We start from the raw sequence: 17095 nt of genomic DNA on the forward strand, positions 1-17095 counted from the left end.
ATGGCAAAAAAGACTGAAGTAACTGTTGAAGACAAATTAAGAGCTTTATACGATCTGCAATTAATAGACTCAAGAATTGATGAGATAAAAAACACTAGAGGTGAATTACCTTTAGAAGTGGAAGACCTAGAAGATGAAATAGAAGGATTAAATACAAGGTTAACTAATTTTAATAACGACATTGAAAATTTAGAAACTAGTATTAAAAATCGTAAACAAAATATTGAAGAGTCTAACGCTTTAGTTAAAAAGTACACGACGCAACAAAAAAACGTTCGTAACAATCGCGAGTTCGACTCTTTAAGCAAAGAGATTGAATATCAAGAACTTGAAGTTCAATTAGCAGAAAAGCACATTAAAGAGTTTTCGGCAAAAATTGAGCAAAAACAAGAAGTGATTAAGGCAGCAAAAGAAAAGCTAAAAGAACGTCAAGATCACTTAAAACATAAAAAAGATGAGTTAGATGCTATAATGGCAGAAACTCAAAAAGAAGAAAAATTACTTGCTCAAAAATCAGAAGAATTCAGTAAGCTAATTGATCAGCGATTATTAAGTGCATATAAACGAATTCGCGCTAAGGTAAAAAACGGATTGGCAGTAGTTCCGATTAAAAGAGGAGCTTCGGCTGGATCTTTCTTTACTATCCCACCACAAAAGCAAATGGAGATAGCCAATCGTAAAAAAATCACTACGGACGAACATAGTGGTAGAATTTTGGTTGATGCACAATTAGCTGAAGAAGAAAAGCAAAAAATGGAAGAGTTATTCTCATAAGAATAGCAACAACTCAAAATAAAAGCCTTTCGTAATTGAAAGGCTTTTTTAGTATATCAAAATTAGAAGCAACCAAATAATAGGTAAAGCCTCAACGTAGAATGCACTAAAATATTTATGCTGTTTTGATGTAGCTCTTACCAAGAGCATTAATGCAAAAAAAGCAATCGCAAATTCGACTCTAAGCATTTCGGAAGGACTTTCTTTCAAAAAATTAAGCCCTAGAAAAATCATCAAAAATAATATCCCCAAACGTTTGGCTTTAGCGACTCCTAAAACTTTTGGTAGGGTTTTAAGAGATTCATTATCATAAATAACATCTCTAATATCAAATGGAATTGTTATAGCAGCAACAAAAAATACTCGTTGTACAAAAATAATTACTACTTCCTTAGAGAAAATAAACTCATAATTAATTACGGGTAATAAAACGGTAACGGCGGCCCAGCAAAAAGCAATTAAGAATAGTTTAATTCCTGGTAAATTACGTAATGAACTCTTTCCTATAATTGGTATACTATAAAACACGGTCAGTAAACCCAAAGGTATCAAAGCTATTAAAGTGTTAATGTGTAATTGAAATACTAAGTACACTAGCATCCCAAGAGAAATTACTGAAATAACTATTAAATATCGCTGATTAATTTGAATCCACTGATTAAGCCATGATTTAATTTCTGACTTCCTATAAAGACGAATAAAGTTATAGGACAACAGTGTTGCAAAAAAAACAAATAAAGGAAGTTCATTAAGATGAATATTAAAAAAAAGTAAGGTTATTTTCGTAAGACAAAATGTAGCCAATGCTACATGAATATTACTAAAAATATAGAAATCAAACCAACGTTTAAGAAGCTGCATTGCACAAAAATAGTGAAAAGAAATGGTTAAAAAATAATCAATTATGGCATTAGCAAATCAACAGTTTTTGTGTACTTTTGAGCTACAACATTTACCGTTTTAAATTAGTAAAATGAATACAGATTCTTTCGCTTTAAGACACTTGGGGCCAAGAGCATATGAAGTTGATGAAATGCTGGCTACTATAGGTGTAAGTTCGCTAAATGAACTGATCTTTAGCACGATCCCTTCACACATAGAATTAAAAGAGCCATTGAACCTCCCAAAAGCTATGAGTGAATATGAATTTAGTGGTTATATTCAAAAACTGGCTACTAAAAACAAACAATACAAATCATTTATTGGTTTAGGATATCATCCGACAAAATTACCAGCCGTTATTCAGCGTAATATTTTCGAAAACCCAAGTTGGTATACTTCCTACACTCCTTATCAAGCTGAAATTTCTCAAGGACGTTTAGAAGCGCTCTTGAATTACCAGACGATGGTATCGGAACTAACAGGTATGGAATTAGCCAATTCTTCGCTATTAGATGAAGGTACCGCAGCTGCCGAAGCAATGGCATTGTTATTTGCGGCCAGGTCAAGAGATCAAAAGAAAAGTGGAGCGAATCAATTTTTTGTCTCTGAAGATGTCCTACCGCAAACGATCTCTATTTTAAAAACAAGGGCAATTCCTATCGGCATAGAGTTAATATTTGGAAACCACGAAAGTTTTGAATTTACAAATAATGTATTTGGAGCTATCGTTCAATACCCAAATAAAAACGGACAAGTTTTTGACTATTCTAATTTTATAGGAAATGCAAATGAATATAATGCAAAAGTTGTAGTTGCTGCTGATCTATTAAGTCTTGCTATTTTTAAAGCTCCTGGTGAAATGGGAGCTGATGTAGTAGTAGGTACTTCACAGCGTTTTGGCGTTCCGTTGGGCTATGGAGGTCCTCATGCTGGTTATTTTGCAACTAAAGAAGAGTACAAACGATTAATTCCTGGTAGAATAATTGGAGTCAGTAAAGATGCAGATGGAAAACGCGCTTTACGTATGGCTTTACAAACGAGAGAGCAACATATTAAACGCGAAAAAGCAACTTCTAATATCTGTACCGCTCAAGTATTATTAGCAGTAATGGCAGGTATGTATGGGGTTTATCACGGTGCCGAAGGATTAAAGTATATTGCTGGTAAAATTCATTCGCTAACCAATATTTTAAATGGAGCCTTATTGAAAATGGGCGTAAAGCAAATAAATACGGTTGCTTTTGATACCTTACAAATAAACATTACTTCATCTAAAAATGTAAAAAACATTGCCGAAGCCAATGAGGTAAATTTCTATTTTCCAAATGAAACAACCGCATGTATTTCATTAAATGAAACTACAACCTTAGAAGACATACAACTTATTGCTACTATTTTGTCAAAAGCAGAAAATAAGGAACCAATATCTATTAATGATTATGTAGTTACCTCCTCAATTCCTGCAGGCCTGCAGAGAGAGAGTGAATTTATGACCAATGAGGTCTTCAGAAAATACCATTCGGAAACTGAAATGATGCGTTACATCAAAAGATTAGAGCGTAAAGATATTTCATTAACAGATTCTATGATCTCATTAGGATCTTGTACCATGAAGTTGAATGCGGCTTCAGAGATGCTCCCTTTAAGTTCGAGTTCTTGGAATAACATTCATCCATTCGTTCCAATAAATCAAGCCGAGGGTTATCAAGAAATGCTTAAAGATCTTGAAAAATCTTTAAATATTATTACTGGCTTTCATGCTACCTCATTACAACCAAATTCTGGCGCACAAGGTGAGTTTAGTGGCCTCATGGTTATTAAAGCATATCATGAATCTCGTAATGATGATCATAGAAATATCTGCTTGATTCCGGCATCTGCTCATGGAACAAATCCAGCTTCTGCAGTAATGGCAGGAATGAAAGTAGTAGTTACCAAAACTTCTGATGATGGTAATATAGATGTTAACGATTTAAGAGAAAAAGCTGAGCTGCATAAAGATAACTTAGCAGCTTTAATGATTACCTATCCATCTACGCATGGGGTATTTGAGAGTGCTATTCAAGAAATTACTAAAATTATCCATGATAATGGCGGCCAAGTTTATATGGATGGGGCTAATATGAATGCACAGGTAGGGTTGACCAATCCTGCAACAATTGGTGCTGATGTATGCCATTTAAATTTACATAAGACCTTTGCCATACCTCATGGTGGCGGTGGCCCAGGTGTAGGCCCAATTTGTGTCGCCGAACATCTGGCAGAATTTTTACCTTCCAACCCTATAATCACAACAGGTGGTAAAAATGCTATTACATCCATTTCTGCAGCTCCATGGGGCTCTGCTCTAGTAGATTTAATCTCTTATGGCTATATCAAAATGTTGGGCACAGATGGCCTAAAACAATCAACCATTTATGCCATTTTAAATGCCAACTACTTAAAAGCACGTTTAGAGAAACATTATAAAATTCTGTATACAGGAGAGATGGGCTTCGCTGCTCATGAAATGATTGTTGATTTCAGAGAGTTTAAAGCTAAGGGTATTGAGGTAACTGATATTGCTAAGCGTTTAATGGATTTTGGTTTTCACGCTCCAACATTATCTTTTCCAGTTGCTGGTACCTTGATGATAGAGCCAACTGAAAGCGAAAGCAAAGAAGAATTAGATCGTTTTTGTGATGCCATGATTCAAATAAAGACCGAAATAGATGCTTATAGCAATGGAGAAGACTCTGTGTTGAAAAATGCACCTCATACACAGTCTATGATAACCGCCGATGAATGGAATTATACTTATTCTCGCCAAGAAGCTGCTTTTCCACTAGCATTCGTTTCCGAAAATAAATTTTGGCCTCCGGTAAGACGTGTAGATGATGCGTACGGAGATAGAAATCTGATCTGTGATTGTAATCCAATCGAAGATTATATAGAAGCTTAAGAAAATCCCGCCATGGCGGGATTTTAACTTTTAAAGCCATTCTTAAAACCCAATCTATTCTATTAAAAAGTGAGTACAATATTTGAACGGTTACGTATCTCAGGCAAAGAACTAAATCGTTAACGTAAAATAATATTCTCATTTTTTTTCCCACTATTTCTAAAATAGTATTTTTGTAGTTACGTTTGTACTAATCGAATTTTTACTCTATGAAAAAAATCACGAAAGAAACCTACTTAAAGTGGTATAAAGACATGCTGTTTTGGCGCAAGTTTGAAGATAAGCTTGCCGCCGTTTATATACAACAAAAAGTGAGAGGTTTCTTACACTTATATAATGGTCAAGAAGCCGTGTTGGCGGGAGCACTTCATGCTATGGATCTTACCAAAGACAAAATGATCACTGCTTATCGTAATCATGTTCAGCCAATAGGTATGGGAGTTGATCCGAAAAAAGTAATGGCTGAGTTATATGGTAAGGGCACTGGTACCTCTCAAGGCCTGGGTGGTTCTATGCATATATTCTCTAAAGAACACCGGTTTTATGGTGGCCATGGTATTGTTGGCGGTCAAATTCCTTTAGGTGCAGGTATTGCTTTCGGCGATAAATATAAAGGTTCTGATGCAGTTACATTAACATGTTTTGGTGATGGTGCTGCACGCCAGGGTTCTTTACATGAAACCTTTAATATGGCTATGTTATGGAAATTACCAGTAGTGTTTATAGTTGAAAACAATGGATATGCCATGGGAACTTCTGTTGAACGAACCGCTAATCATGAAGATATTTGGAAACTAGGTTTGGGTTATGAAATGCCAAGCAAAGCTGTTGATGGTATGAATCCTGTGAAAGTGGCCGAGGCTGTACATGAAGCTATTGAGCATGCGCGTAAAGACGGGCCATATTTCTTAGAAATGAAAACTTATCGTTATAGAGGACACTCTATGAGTGATGCCCAACATTACAGAACGAAGGAAGAAGTTGCTGAGTATAAAAAAATCGATCCTATTACACAGGTACTTGATGTAATAAAGAAAGAGAAATATGCCAGTGATGAAGAGGTTGAAGCAATAAATAAAGAAGTGAAAAGTATGGTAGCTGAATGCGAAAAATATGCTGAAGAATCAGCTTTTCCGGAGAAAAATGTAATGTATGACGTTGTGTATGAACAAGAGGACTATCCTTTTTTAAAACACAGAAAATAATTAAAACAAAATTTAATTTAAAAAATTAAATCTTTATGGCAGAAATTATCAATATGCCTCGTTTAAGTGACACCATGGAAGAAGGTGTTGTAGCAAAGTGGTTAAAAAGCGTTGGTGATAAAATTGAAGAAGGCGATATTTTAGCTGAGATTGAAACTGACAAAGCCACCATGGAATTTGAATCCTTTCATGAAGGTACCCTTTTACATATTGGTATTGAAGAAGGACAATCTGCCAAAGTAGATTCGCTGTTAGCAATTATTGGCGAAAAAGGAGAAGATTTCACACAATTATTAAGTGACGCTGCTAGTGAAGCTCCGGTTGAGGAAAAAGAAGAAACCCCAGCTAAAACAGAAACCACTGAAACTGTAGATAATGGCATTGATCTTCCCGAAGGTGTTGAAATTATTACAATGCCTCGATTGAGCGATACCATGACAGAAGGAACCGTGGCCTCTTGGTTAAAAAAAGTTGGAGACGATGTAAGCGAAGGAGATATATTAGCCGAAATAGAAACTGACAAAGCCACTATGGAATTTGAATCATTCTATGAAGGTAATTTATTATATGTTGGCATTGATGAAGGAGGTTCTGCTCCAGTTGATAGTGTTCTAGCAGTCATTGGTAAAAAAGGTACAGATATTTCTGGTGTAGTTGAAGGAATAAAAAGTGGTGCTTTTTCAAAAGCTGAAGCTAAACCAGAAGCTAAAAAAGAACATGCTTCTGCTAAGATGGAGCCGGCCAAAGAAGTATCAAAAACTCCTGTACTAGCTTTCGAACCTGCACCTGCAGTAAGTACCACAAGTTCGAATGGGCGTATTATTGCTTCGCCTTTAGCGAAGAAAATCGCTGAAGAAAAAGGTATTAATCTGGCAAACGTAAAAGGTACTGGAGAAAATGGTAGAGTAGTTAAGAGAGATGTAGAAAATTACACGCCAACCACGAGTTCTGCTTCTGCAACTCCATTCGTGCCATCAAGTACTGAAAGCTCTGAAGAAGTACCTAATTCACAAATGCGCAAAGTAATTGCACGTCGTTTAGGAGAATCCAAATTCTCAGCTCCACATTATTATCTTAATGTTGAGTTTAACATGGATAATGCGATTGCTTTTAGACAGCAGTTCAATTCAATACCCGACACAAAAATTTCATTTAATGACATTGTAGTAAAAGCTACTGCACTGGCATTAATAAAACATCCAAAAGTAAACTCGCAATGGTTTGATGATAGAATTAAACGCAATCATCACGTGCATATCGGAGTGGCTGTTGCTGTTGAAGATGGTTTAGTGGTACCTGTAGTTCGATTTGCAAATGAACAAACGTTACCGCAAATTGGTGCACAGGTAAAAGATTACGCAGTAAGAGCAAGAAATAAAAAATTAACCCCGCAAGAAATGGAAGGGAGTACCTTTACCATTTCTAACTTAGGAATGTTTGGTATTACAGATTTTACATCTATAATAAATCAGCCTAACTCGGCAATTCTTTCCGTTGGTGCCATTGTGCAAAAGCCTATTGTTAAAAATGGAGAGATTACCGTAGGTAATACTATGAAACTAACTATGGCCTGTGATCACAGATCTGTTGATGGTGCAACAGGCGCTGAATTTTTACAAACCTTAAGAGGATATATAGAAAATCCAGTTACAATGATAGTTTAACTGCAATTGTATAAAACAAAAAAAGCGACTGGTAAGTATCAGTCGCTTTTTTTATTGATTATTATTTTTATTCTTCAGTTGCTACTTCGGTTTTGATTCTATCATCAACTTTCACCAAATTTAGTCCGTCATACTTAACCAGAAAAACACCGCTATTTACAAAACCTTTGTTAAAACCACTGCCTTTATAATCGAATTTAGTACTCATACGTTCGGATACTCCAGCATTCAATGCATCATTAATTACATCATAACTAGCAAATCGCAATAAAGCATCATAAGTAATGTCAAACCCTTTAAAAGCATACTCACTCGGATCGGCATGGTTTAAGCTCTTATATTTTGATATAAAACGTTTTACATCCTCATCTTCATAGTCAATAAAACTATGTGTAGGATAATGAAAATTAACATGCGCTAAGTAGTTATTAATATCTTTTTGAGCATCAAAATTTTTGCCTTTATTCAAAGTAAAGAATGTAGTTTTAATCTCCTCAGGTAATACGCCCAGATTATTTATTACGTCACGTGTTACCACAGCGTCTTCACTAATAAGAAGCACCCAGTTTTCTTTATCTTCCAATAATTTCTCTCTAAATATCTCAGGTTTAATATATCCTTTTTCTGGTTTAATAACTTCAATCTTATTTATAGAATCGATTCTTTTTAAACTATGCAAAGCTTTATTTAAAAATGGTTGCGAAACTTTAGCAGTATCAGAAATAATAAGGAAATTTTGATTATTATAGTTCTTAGAAATATATGAAAGTACCTTATCTGATAAAGCTTCTTTTGATGGCGCCTCTTGAATAACACTTCTAATACCCAAACTCGAATGATCGTTTCTTGAAACAGGAGAAATCAATGGAATATCATTATCTCTAATTAAGCTAGACATATACTCTAAATTACTATAAAACATCGGACCAATAATTAGGTCGGTATTGCTGAGATCTACTGCAGAAAAAATGCTCCTAAGCTTGTCTTTATTGTTTTGAGTATCAAACACCTTAACATGAACCGACAATCCCTGTTTCTTTAAAGAATCTAGCGCCATTGCAGCCCCTAAATAAAAATCTGAAACAATATCACTTGTTCTATTCTTTTCAAAGTTTATAGATGCTTTATTGCTCATGAAAGGTAAAAGCAACAAGGCTCTTATTTCTTTCTCAGGAGTAATTATAGGTGTGAAAATTTGCTCTTCACCCCCTATTAAGGGTATTTGTATCAGCATTCCTTCTTTTAATCCATCTTGCAAATCAGGATTTATGCTTAGTAAATCTTCAACACTAACTCCAAAGCGCTGTTTTAAATTAAAGAAAGTATCTCCTTTTTCCACTTGATGGGTAACATAGTCTTCATTCTCATTCAGAATTTCAGTGGTATTTGGTACTTGAATAATTTCACCAATTTTTAAAACCTCGTCTTCCAAGTTTGGGTTAATAGCTATCAACTTAACTACATCTATACCAAACCTTTTAGCAATACTATACTTTGTCTCTTTCGGTTTAACTAAATAAGGTTTTGTCTTACTTTCAGATAATTCTTTAGTATCAGATTCTGGTAATTCAAAATCAGCATCGACAGGTATTTTAATAATTTGACCAATTCTTAAATTTTCCCTTCTTAATGCCGGATTATGTCTTCTCAAGGTCTTTTTATTAACTCCAAATTGTCGCTTTAGCCCAGAAAAATTTTCTTTAGGTAATACTTTATGGTATAAAAAACCATCTTCCACGTAATCAATGTGTTCTTCGGGTGAAGTCGCTTTATAGTTTTTATTTGGTATGATCAATACTCTTACTCCTTCTATTCCATCTTTGAGGTCTGGATTTAATTTTAATAAATTATAAGGTGTAATTGAAAGTTTTTGAGATATACTCTGTATAGTCTCCCCTTCTTGAACTTGATACTTAATGTATTTCTTTTCCTGAGAAAATGCCGAAAATACACCTGTAAAGAAGATTAAAAAAATAATTATTATCCTATTCATACTAATTTTATTCCCATTCGATGGTTGCTGGAGGTTTTGAGCTTATGTCATATACTACTCTATTCACTCCTGGCACATTATTGATAATTTTATTCGATGTTTCTTGCAAAAACTCATAGGGTAAATTTGCCCAATCAGCTGTCATACCATCTGTTGATGTAACTGCACGTAAAGCAACCACTTTTTCGTATGTGCGTTCATCTCCCATTACACCCACAGAATTAACGGGTAATAACATAGCTCCCGCTTGCCATACTTTATCATACAAATCCCACTTTCTCAATCCATTAGTAAAAATCGCATCTACTTCTTGTAAGATTCGTACTTTTTCAGCAGTTATATCTCCTAAAATACGTATTCCTAAGCCTGGCCCCGGAAATGGGTGTCTCCCGAGAAGGCTAGAACTAATTCCTAACGATCTACCAACACGTCTTACCTCATCCTTAAAAATCATTCTTAAAGGTTCAACAATCTTCAATTTCATAAAATCTGGTAATCCTCCTACATTATGGTGACTCTTTATAGTTGCTGAAGGCCCTCCAGTTACCGAAACCGATTCAATAACATCTGGATATATGGTTCCTTGGCCTAACCATGCTACATTTTCTATTTTATGAGCTTCATCATCAAAAACATCAATGAACGTATTACCGATAGCCTTGCGTTTCGCTTCCGGATCAGTAATTCCCTCAAGGGCTTTCAAAAAACGTGCCGAAGCATCAACCCCTTTAACATTTAAGCCCATTCCATGATACTGCTCAAGTACACTTTCAAATTCATCCTTACGCAGTAAACCATTATTAACGAAGATACAATATAAATTTTTACCAATTGCCTTATCTAGTAATACGGCAGCAACTGTAGAATCAACACCTCCAGACAATCCTAACACCACCCTATCATCTTTCAGTTTCTCTTTCAAACCATTTACCGTAGTTTCAACAAAAGAGTCTGGCGTCCAGCTTTGCTCTACACCAGCAATATCTACCAAAAAGTTTTTTAAAAGTTGTTTTCCATCTGTAGAATGATATACTTCTGGATGGAATTGAATGGCATACGTCTCTTCTCCTTCTACCCTAAAAGCAGCATTTATAACATCATGGGTACTAGCAATACGCTGGTAATTAGAAGGTAATTCTATGATCGTATCAGAATGGCTCATCCATACTTGGCTATCATCTTTGATTCCTTTAAACAATTCACTTGAATCATCGATTAAAGTTAGCTTAGCCCTACCATACTCTCTAGTATTCGAAGCACCAACCTGTCCACCAAAAAAATGTACCAGATATTGTGCTCCATAGCAAATTCCAAGTAGTGGTTTTTTCCCTTTTATTCTGGAAAGATCTGGTTGAGGAGCATTTTCACTTCGAACGGAATGTGGGCTTCCTGATAAAATAATCGCTTTATAATCGTCAGGATTCACCTTTTCACTATTAAAAGGATGAATTTCACAATAAATATTAAGCTCTCTAATTCGGCGGGCGATAAGTTGTGTAAACTGTGAGCCGAAATCTAAAATAAGTACCTTCTGTTGCATTTGCAAAAGTAAAACTTAATTGAGAATTCTTGAAATGGTTTCTGCAAAATATTTAGTACTTTGTGATGATTATAATTTATTCAAATGAAACCATCATTTTCTCTAGCCATTATCTTCTTTTTAAATTTGTTTTTTTCTTATGCTCAAAGTGAGACATACACACAAAAGAAGCTTCAAAAAATAAAAGATGGTTCTGTTTTTACCAAAATTATTAAGAGAGAATTACCAGCTACGATAGTATATGAAGATGATGACGTAATAGCCTTTGTTCCTTTAAGACTTCAGGCGCCTGTTCATTTACTTATTGTACCAAAAAAAGAAATCTACACGATAAATGATGCAAGTGAAGAAGATCAAGCCTTACTTGGCAAGTTATTTTTAGTTGCTAAAAAATTAGCTAAAGAAAAAGGTATTTCAGAGACAGGATATCGTGTTTCTATGAATATTAATGAAGATGCCGGCCAATCGGTATTCCACATACACCTTCATCTCTTGGGCGGAAAAAAATTAGGCCCAATGGTTACCCAAGATTATAAAGATTCAGATCATTAAAACTTAACTAAATCTATCAACATGAGTTTCAAACTAATAACCCTTTTAACCACTTTTTCGCTTTTTGTGTCAATGCATGGCTTTTCGCAAAATTCAATTCAAGAATTTAGCGACGGCCCTTATTCTCAATTAATTATTAGAGGTGCCACCTTAATTAATGGTAATGGTGCTCCTCCAATAAGCCCTGTAGACATTGTAGTAGAAAAGAATCGTATTAAAGACATTAAAGTTGTTGGTTACCCTGGTGTTAAAATTGATGAAAGTAAACGCCCAAAGTTAAAAGAAGGAGGTAAGGAACTAGACGCCACTGGAATGTATCTGCTACCTGGATTTATTGATATGCATGGACATATTGGTGGTGAAGCTCAAGGAGCCAGCCCTGATTATGTCTTTAAACTATGGATGGCTCATGGGGTAACAACGGTTAGACAACCGGGAGGTATTGATGCCATTCAATTAAAAAAGCAAAGTGCTGCCAACGAAATTATTGCGCCCAGAATAGTTAGCTATACTTTTTTCGGAACGGGATCTAAAACACCAATTAGCACAACTGAACAGGCGCAGCAATGGGTACGGAACAATGCTAAAAAGGGTGCTGACGGTATTAAATTTTTTGGAGCCGCTCCAGAAATTATGATCGCTGCTCTTGATGAAAACAAAAAGTTGGGATTAGGTTCGGCTTGCCATCATGCACAATTATCAGTTGCTCGATGGAACGTTTTACATTCGGCTAGAGCAGGATTAACTTCAATGGAACATTGGTATGGATTGCCCGAGGCTTTATTTGAAGATAAAACCATTCAGCATTACCCATTAAATTATAATTATAATAATGAACAGCATCGTTTTGAAGAAGCAGGTAAGTTATGGCAGCAAGCCGCAAAACCTTATTCAGACCATTGGAACAAAGTAATGGATGAATTACTTGAATTAGATTTTACACTAGACCCTACTCTTAATATTTATGAAGCTAGTAGAGATTTACAAAGAGCTAGAAGAGCCGAATGGCATGAAGACTACACTTTACCTTCCCTTTGGAAGTTTTACCAACCCAGTAAAATATCTCATGGTTCATATTGGCACTATTGGGGCACTGAACAGGAAATTGCTTGGAAGAAAAATTACAAGCTTTGGATGACCTTTATCAATGAGTATAAAAATAGAGGTGGTCGTGTTACTGCGGGTTCAGACTCTGGGTTCATTTTTCAGTTATATGGATTCGCTTATGTTCGAGAATTAGAATTATTGCGTGAAGCAGGATTTCATCCATTAGAAGTAATAAGAGCAGCAACCTTAAATGGTGCTGAAGCCTTAAAAATGGATGACAAAATTGGCTCTGTAGAAATTGGAAAACTGGCAGATTTTGTAATTGTTGAAGAGAACCCTTTAGAGAATTTAAAAGTATTATATGGAACCGGTGCCATTAAGTTAACGGAAGATAATGAGGTAGTACGCGTAGGAGGCGTAAAATACACCATTAAAGATGGGATTATCTATGATGCTAAAAAATTATTAAAGAGCGTAAAACAAATGGTTGATAAAGCTAAACAAAATGAAAACTTCAAAATAACCCAGCCCGGTATTAAAAATTAGAATGTAATGATTTTCGATTTGAGCGTCTAAAGTTTCAAAAAACAAACTGATAGGTTATGTTAAAAAAATATCTTCCTTTAATTATAAGAGTAGCAGTAGCAGTGGTCTTACTTCAGACCCTATACTTTAAGTTTGGCGGTCACGAAGACAGTATTTATATTTTTGAAAAAACCGGATTGGGCAAAGCCGGCAGAATCGGATCTGGTATTGTTGAGCTAATCGCTGCTATTTTTATTTTAATACCAAGAACGGTTTGGCTAGGAGCACTAATCACTTTAGGTGTAATCTCAGGAGCTATTTTTATGCATCTCACAAAATTAGGTATTGAAATTAATGGTGATGGAGGTACTTTATTCGGAATGGCAGTAGGAGTTTTTGTGTTAGCGTTCATCACTTTACTGATTGATAGAAAAAATATACCAATTATTGGCAAAAAGCTGTAAATCATAAATTTTCAGTTAATTGTAGTGCATTCTTCATTATATTTGATCAAATCTATATGAAATATGATAGATTTAAGTTGCTATGAGAAACCCGATTTCTCTCCCTTTTTTTAATTTGTTTATACTCTATTTAAGAGTACGTTTTTAATGCTGTTATGCTATGAATTTATTAAATGAAGTCAAAGAAGAATTCTTTTTTACAACCTACAACATTGATCAATTAATATCTAGTTACCTCATCAAACGCTTAGGCGTAAATGATATTGAAACTATTAATGCCTTAGGCCTAAAAGGGCGAATGACATTTGAAACTCGTTTGGATCTATTGCTACAGATAAAATCTGTTTCATCGCTTAATAAAAAGAAATTAGAAATCTATTCGAAACTATATCAATCTTTAATGCTAAAAAAGGATGTATTAATAAGTGATGACAATGATTACTTTAGATTTTTAGCCGAAAATTATTCACAAAAGGAAGTAATAAATACCGATAAAAAGGTTGGTAAAATACTTACCGATTTTGTACTAGATGTTCAACAAATTGTGAGGCAAATATCTAGAATACCTACCTTAAGAATCTTAAAGGATGATAACAAAGAGGTTGAAGAAGTAATTCCACTTTCTGCGATCTAAAATTTTCTAAATATTATTGGTATTTTTGGGTTATGACAGTAGATACTTTTCGCATAGCTGTGTTAGCCATATTGGTAAATAAAGATGGTAAAATACTAATAGGTTCATCACCACGTGATGGTGGTTATAAGCTGCCTCAGGGTGGTTTAGATCAAGGTGAAAACGCTTTAGATGGGGTAAAAAGAGAACTTAACGAAGAACTAGGAATATCAATATCTGATGATGATATAGAAGTGCTTTTTGAAGAAAAAGTGCGATACACTTACCCTCCTGAAGATCCGTATTATATTTATAAAGGTCAAGAACTATCGGTTGCCAAAATTAATTATAAAGACACTTGGGAATTAATACCACAGGATGACGAATTCGAAGAATTACATTGGATTGACCCAAATCAATTGACCAATTTTGATGTTGGGTTTAGGGTCAAAGCTTATACACGTGCACTACAATTATGCAGGCTTTTATAAAGTAATTATGGTAAATTCCTGTTTTAATGGATCTAACTGTTCCTTCAAAGATTTTATTAAATACCCCCCATACTCTAAATAATATTCTGAAAAATTACGCTGTCTTTCTTCTAAACTATAATTAGGAAACAACTCATCTTGCAACTTAGAAATTCTATTGGTTAAACCTTGATGTTTTCTTTTTTCTGCTTTTAATAAACGTTTTTCTAGTTTTTCTAACCCGTTTAGCTGCTTCTTGGTTTGGGCTTTTACCGCTCCCATAAAAGACTTATCGGTTTGCTGAGCCATACGCTCTAATTCCGCAAATTGATTTTTTAAAAATTCTTTTTGTTTACCAAAATCTATTTCAAGTTCAGAGATATCTTTAATTTTTTTCGAAATAAGATCAGACTGTTTCAAAAAGATTTCTTTCTGCGAAATATTTAATTTTTCGAGCTTTTCTAGCTGTTTTTCTGATTGCAACAGTACAGAATTTCGCAGCAATAAAATAGGAAATGGTACATCGATCGTCTCGAAATATGTTTTCAACTCGAACCAATAGGCTAGTTCCCCTCCTCCTCCTATGTAGCATAAATTAGGTAAGATTACTTCCTGATACAATGGCCTTAGTAATGCATTTGGGCTAAATCTTTCTGGGAAATCATTGACTTCTTTAAGTAGCTCACCCTTATTCCAAGTAATATCTGTATTATTCACTCTATAAATTCCCTCTTCAAGAACTATGCGATCACGTAAATTATCCGCTAAATAAAATAAGTTAATTTCTCTAGGATTAACTTGAATTTTATAATTCTTTTCTAAACTCGCAATTGTTGAGGTCACACTTTTATGACTAGTTAGATTTACCAACTCCTCCTCCACAAATGGAGCAAATAATTTTTTTAGCTCCTTATCATCGCCATCAATGATTACCAAACCATTCTCTTTAAACAACTCATTTGCAATATATCTCGTGGCTTCTGTTAAAGTAGCATGTTCTATATACCCTTTCTTAAAAAGGTCTTTTAAATAATTTGCGTTAGATGTATTTGGCAATAGCTTAGAGAATTCGTCAAATACAGTATCTAACCCTTCGGTCGATAGGCGTCCAACAGCACCTTCACACGCTCGTTTCCATTGAATCTTGTGTCCGTTAAGATTGAAAAAATTGATTTCATCAAAATCATGATCTTCGCTTGCCATCCAATAAATAGGCACAAAATCATTTCCCGGAAATTCTTTCTTTAATTTTTCTGATAAATTAATTGTAGAAATGATCTTATATAAAAAATACAACGGGCCGGTAAAGAGATTTAGCTGGTGCCCCGTGGTAATTGTAAAAGTATTTTCACTCCGTAAAGATTGTATATTTTCTTTAGTCTCAGTAGATGATTTTATATGAGTGTATTGATTTTTAAGAGCAGCAACTAATGTTTCGCGATGCAACTTTGAACTAGTCTTAGAATTGCGTTTTTCATCTATTTGTTTTGCAAAACCCTTTATGTTGGGAAAATTATTATAAAAAGGAACGATGCCTTCGTCCTTATCAAGATAGTCACAAATGGTTTTTGAGAAATAACCTGTTTGTTTAAAAGGAATTGTTGTTACTTTAACTTTACAATCTTCTTCGGTCATTGAAATGCTTTTGGTAAGGCTAAAATTACTAAAATTTAGTCCATATGTCGCTAGTTAAAGATATTACTAACATATTTTTAACTTTTATGATGGCAAGAGGTCACAATACCAAAATGAGGTGTCCCAATTACTTTTTTCTTTGGTATGGTAATGCTTTAATACTTTTTCTCCCACTTTAAAATCAACAGGTCTCTTAAAGATAGGTCCATCATAAACAAAAGTATGAAACTCCCCATTTTCGCCACAAGGATCAACTGTTTGCGGTAGGTCATTAATAAAATCGTGATCTATGAGCCTTCCCACAAAACTTTTATCCAAGTGTTTTGCACTAACGCTAACTGTTATAGCTTTAAATCCTAATGCTATGAACTCATTTATAAGCTCACTGGTATTCTTATTCCATAAAGGGAATAGTGCTTTTAAGCCTACCTGCTGTAATTGTTCTTCCCTAAATTTTTTTAAATCTTCCAAAAAAATATCACCAAAGGCAGCATGAGAATAAGCTTGATTTTTCAATCTTGTAGTTACGCGATACATAGTAGTCTTATAGTCTTCCATTGAAACTTCTCCAGATAAATAGAGTTTTTTAAGTGGTAAACCTATACTTTTTACCTGAGCATTCAATAATTCCTCGCGAAGACCATGCATGGAAACTCTTCCAAGGTCTTTGTTTACAGTAGTTACTAAAAGATCTGTATGAAAGTTCTGATCTTGCAACAGATGATATAGAGCCAGTGCAGAATCTTTACCACTACTCCAATTAAAGAATGCTTTTTTCATAGCATTGTTC

General features: G+C 34.6%; 14 protein-coding genes. 9 read left to right on the forward strand and 5 right to left on the reverse strand.

The features are described from left to right. Positions 1-774: a zinc ribbon domain-containing protein gene (locus AC1EUU_RS06705; RefSeq protein WP_480200616.1), complete on the forward strand. Its 774-nt coding sequence runs from the start codon at positions 1-3 to the stop codon at positions 772-774. 48 nt (positions 775-822) lie between these two features. On the opposite strand, the gene AC1EUU_RS06710 is transcribed toward AC1EUU_RS06705, so the two are convergent. Beyond that, positions 823-1374 carry a UbiA prenyltransferase family protein gene (locus tag AC1EUU_RS06710; RefSeq protein ID WP_480200617.1) on the reverse strand — a complete coding sequence of 184 codons (552 nt, stop codon included), beginning with the start codon at positions 1372-1374 and terminating at the stop codon, positions 823-825. A gap of 373 nt (positions 1375-1747) precedes the next feature. On the opposite strand from AC1EUU_RS06710, the gene gcvP reads away from it, so the two are divergent. The 3 genes from gcvP to AC1EUU_RS06725 all read left to right on the forward strand — a co-directional run bounded on the left by gcvP (position 1748) and on the right by AC1EUU_RS06725 (position 7466). Continuing rightward, on the forward strand, positions 1748-4597 hold the full coding sequence (gcvP, locus tag AC1EUU_RS06715) for an aminomethyl-transferring glycine dehydrogenase (RefSeq protein ID WP_480200618.1): 2850 nt from the start codon (positions 1748-1750) through the stop codon (positions 4595-4597). A 209-nt stretch (positions 4598-4806) separates the two neighbouring features. Continuing rightward, positions 4807-5802 carry a pyruvate dehydrogenase (acetyl-transferring) E1 component subunit alpha gene (gene pdhA, locus AC1EUU_RS06720; RefSeq protein ID WP_480200619.1) on the forward strand — a complete coding sequence of 332 codons (996 nt, stop codon included), beginning with the start codon at positions 4807-4809 and terminating at the stop codon, positions 5800-5802. A gap of 35 nt (positions 5803-5837) precedes the next feature. Beyond that, on the forward strand, positions 5838-7466 hold the full coding sequence (locus tag AC1EUU_RS06725) for a pyruvate dehydrogenase complex dihydrolipoamide acetyltransferase (RefSeq protein WP_480200620.1): 1629 nt from the start codon (positions 5838-5840) through the stop codon (positions 7464-7466). Between the two features lie 67 nt (positions 7467-7533). Here AC1EUU_RS06725 and AC1EUU_RS06730 read toward each other — a convergent pair whose 3' ends face one another. Both AC1EUU_RS06730 and guaA read right to left on the reverse strand, forming a co-directional pair. Then, positions 7534-9459 (reverse strand): LysM peptidoglycan-binding domain-containing protein, encoded by a 1926-nt coding sequence (locus AC1EUU_RS06730; protein WP_480200621.1) that lies wholly within the window; start codon positions 9457-9459, stop codon positions 7534-7536. Positions 9460-9466: 7 nt separating this feature from the next. Continuing rightward, on the reverse strand, positions 9467-10999 hold the full coding sequence (gene guaA, locus AC1EUU_RS06735; RefSeq protein WP_480200622.1) for a glutamine-hydrolyzing GMP synthase: 1533 nt from the start codon (positions 10997-10999) through the stop codon (positions 9467-9469). An 84-nt stretch (positions 11000-11083) separates the two neighbouring features. Here guaA and AC1EUU_RS06740 point away from each other — a divergent pair, with 84 nt between their 5' ends. The 5 genes from AC1EUU_RS06740 to AC1EUU_RS06760 all read left to right on the forward strand — a co-directional run bounded on the left by AC1EUU_RS06740 (position 11084) and on the right by AC1EUU_RS06760 (position 14691). After that, the gene (locus AC1EUU_RS06740) at positions 11084-11551 is read left to right on the forward strand and encodes a histidine triad nucleotide-binding protein (RefSeq protein ID WP_480200623.1); all 468 of its coding nucleotides are present in this window, start codon (positions 11084-11086) and stop codon (positions 11549-11551) included. 72 nt (positions 11552-11623) lie between these two features. Then, positions 11624-13144 carry an amidohydrolase family protein gene (locus AC1EUU_RS06745; protein ID WP_480200768.1) on the forward strand — a complete coding sequence of 507 codons (1521 nt, stop codon included), beginning with the start codon at positions 11624-11626 and terminating at the stop codon, positions 13142-13144. A gap of 56 nt (positions 13145-13200) precedes the next feature. After that, positions 13201-13587, forward strand: a complete 387-nt coding sequence (locus AC1EUU_RS06750; RefSeq protein ID WP_480200624.1) for a DoxX family membrane protein — start codon at positions 13201-13203, stop codon at positions 13585-13587. Positions 13588-13747: 160 nt separating this feature from the next. Continuing rightward, positions 13748-14221 carry a hypothetical protein gene (locus AC1EUU_RS06755; protein ID WP_480200625.1) on the forward strand — a complete coding sequence of 158 codons (474 nt, stop codon included), beginning with the start codon at positions 13748-13750 and terminating at the stop codon, positions 14219-14221. 32 nt (positions 14222-14253) lie between these two features. After that, positions 14254-14691 (forward strand): NUDIX hydrolase, encoded by a 438-nt coding sequence (locus tag AC1EUU_RS06760; RefSeq protein WP_480200626.1) that lies wholly within the window; start codon positions 14254-14256, stop codon positions 14689-14691. Here AC1EUU_RS06760 and bshC read toward each other — a convergent pair. After that, entirely contained in the window at positions 14686-16305 is a 1620-nt protein-coding gene (bshC, locus tag AC1EUU_RS06765) for a bacillithiol biosynthesis cysteine-adding enzyme BshC (protein WP_480200627.1), read from the reverse strand. The two genes, AC1EUU_RS06760 and bshC, sit on opposite strands and share 6 nt — an antisense overlap. A gap of 84 nt (positions 16306-16389) precedes the next feature. Next, positions 16390-17085, reverse strand: a complete 696-nt coding sequence (locus AC1EUU_RS06770; protein ID WP_480200628.1) for a Dph6-related ATP pyrophosphatase — start codon at positions 17083-17085, stop codon at positions 16390-16392. Between the last annotated feature and the right edge of the window lie 10 nt (positions 17086-17095).

This window comes from Maritimimonas sp. 2205BS37-2 (genome assembly GCF_056591755.1).

Bases quoted from the DNA above. Each gene is read 5' to 3' on its own strand.
- guaA (WP_480200622.1), bottom strand. From the start codon at position 10,999: ATGCAACAGAAGGTACTTATTTTAGATTTCGGCTCACAGTTTACACAA.
- AC1EUU_RS06755 (WP_480200625.1), top strand. From the start codon at position 13,748: ATGAATTTATTAAATGAAGTCAAAGAAGAATTCTTTTTTACAACCTAC.
- AC1EUU_RS06760 (WP_480200626.1), top strand. From the start codon at position 14,254: ATGACAGTAGATACTTTTCGCATAGCTGTGTTAGCCATATTGGTAAAT.
- bshC (WP_480200627.1), bottom strand. From the start codon at position 16,305: ATGACCGAAGAAGATTGTAAAGTTAAAGTAACAACAATTCCTTTTAAA.
- AC1EUU_RS06740 (WP_480200623.1), top strand. From the start codon at position 11,084: ATGAAACCATCATTTTCTCTAGCCATTATCTTCTTTTTAAATTTGTTT.
- AC1EUU_RS06750 (WP_480200624.1), top strand. From the start codon at position 13,201: ATGTTAAAAAAATATCTTCCTTTAATTATAAGAGTAGCAGTAGCAGTG.
- gcvP (WP_480200618.1), top strand. From the start codon at position 1,748: ATGAATACAGATTCTTTCGCTTTAAGACACTTGGGGCCAAGAGCATAT.
- AC1EUU_RS06745 (WP_480200768.1), top strand. From the start codon at position 11,624: ATGCATGGCTTTTCGCAAAATTCAATTCAAGAATTTAGCGACGGCCCT.
- AC1EUU_RS06710 (WP_480200617.1), bottom strand. From the start codon at position 1,374: ATGCTAGTGTACTTAGTATTTCAATTACACATTAACACTTTAATAGCT.
- AC1EUU_RS06730 (WP_480200621.1), bottom strand. From the start codon at position 9,459: ATGAATAGGATAATAATTATTTTTTTAATCTTCTTTACAGGTGTATTT.
- AC1EUU_RS06770 (WP_480200628.1), bottom strand. From the start codon at position 17,085: ATGAAAAAAGCATTCTTTAATTGGAGTAGTGGTAAAGATTCTGCACTG.
- AC1EUU_RS06725 (WP_480200620.1), top strand. From the start codon at position 5,838: ATGGCAGAAATTATCAATATGCCTCGTTTAAGTGACACCATGGAAGAA.
- AC1EUU_RS06705 (WP_480200616.1), top strand. From the start codon at position 1: ATGGCAAAAAAGACTGAAGTAACTGTTGAAGACAAATTAAGAGCTTTA.
- pdhA (WP_480200619.1), top strand. From the start codon at position 4,807: ATGAAAAAAATCACGAAAGAAACCTACTTAAAGTGGTATAAAGACATG.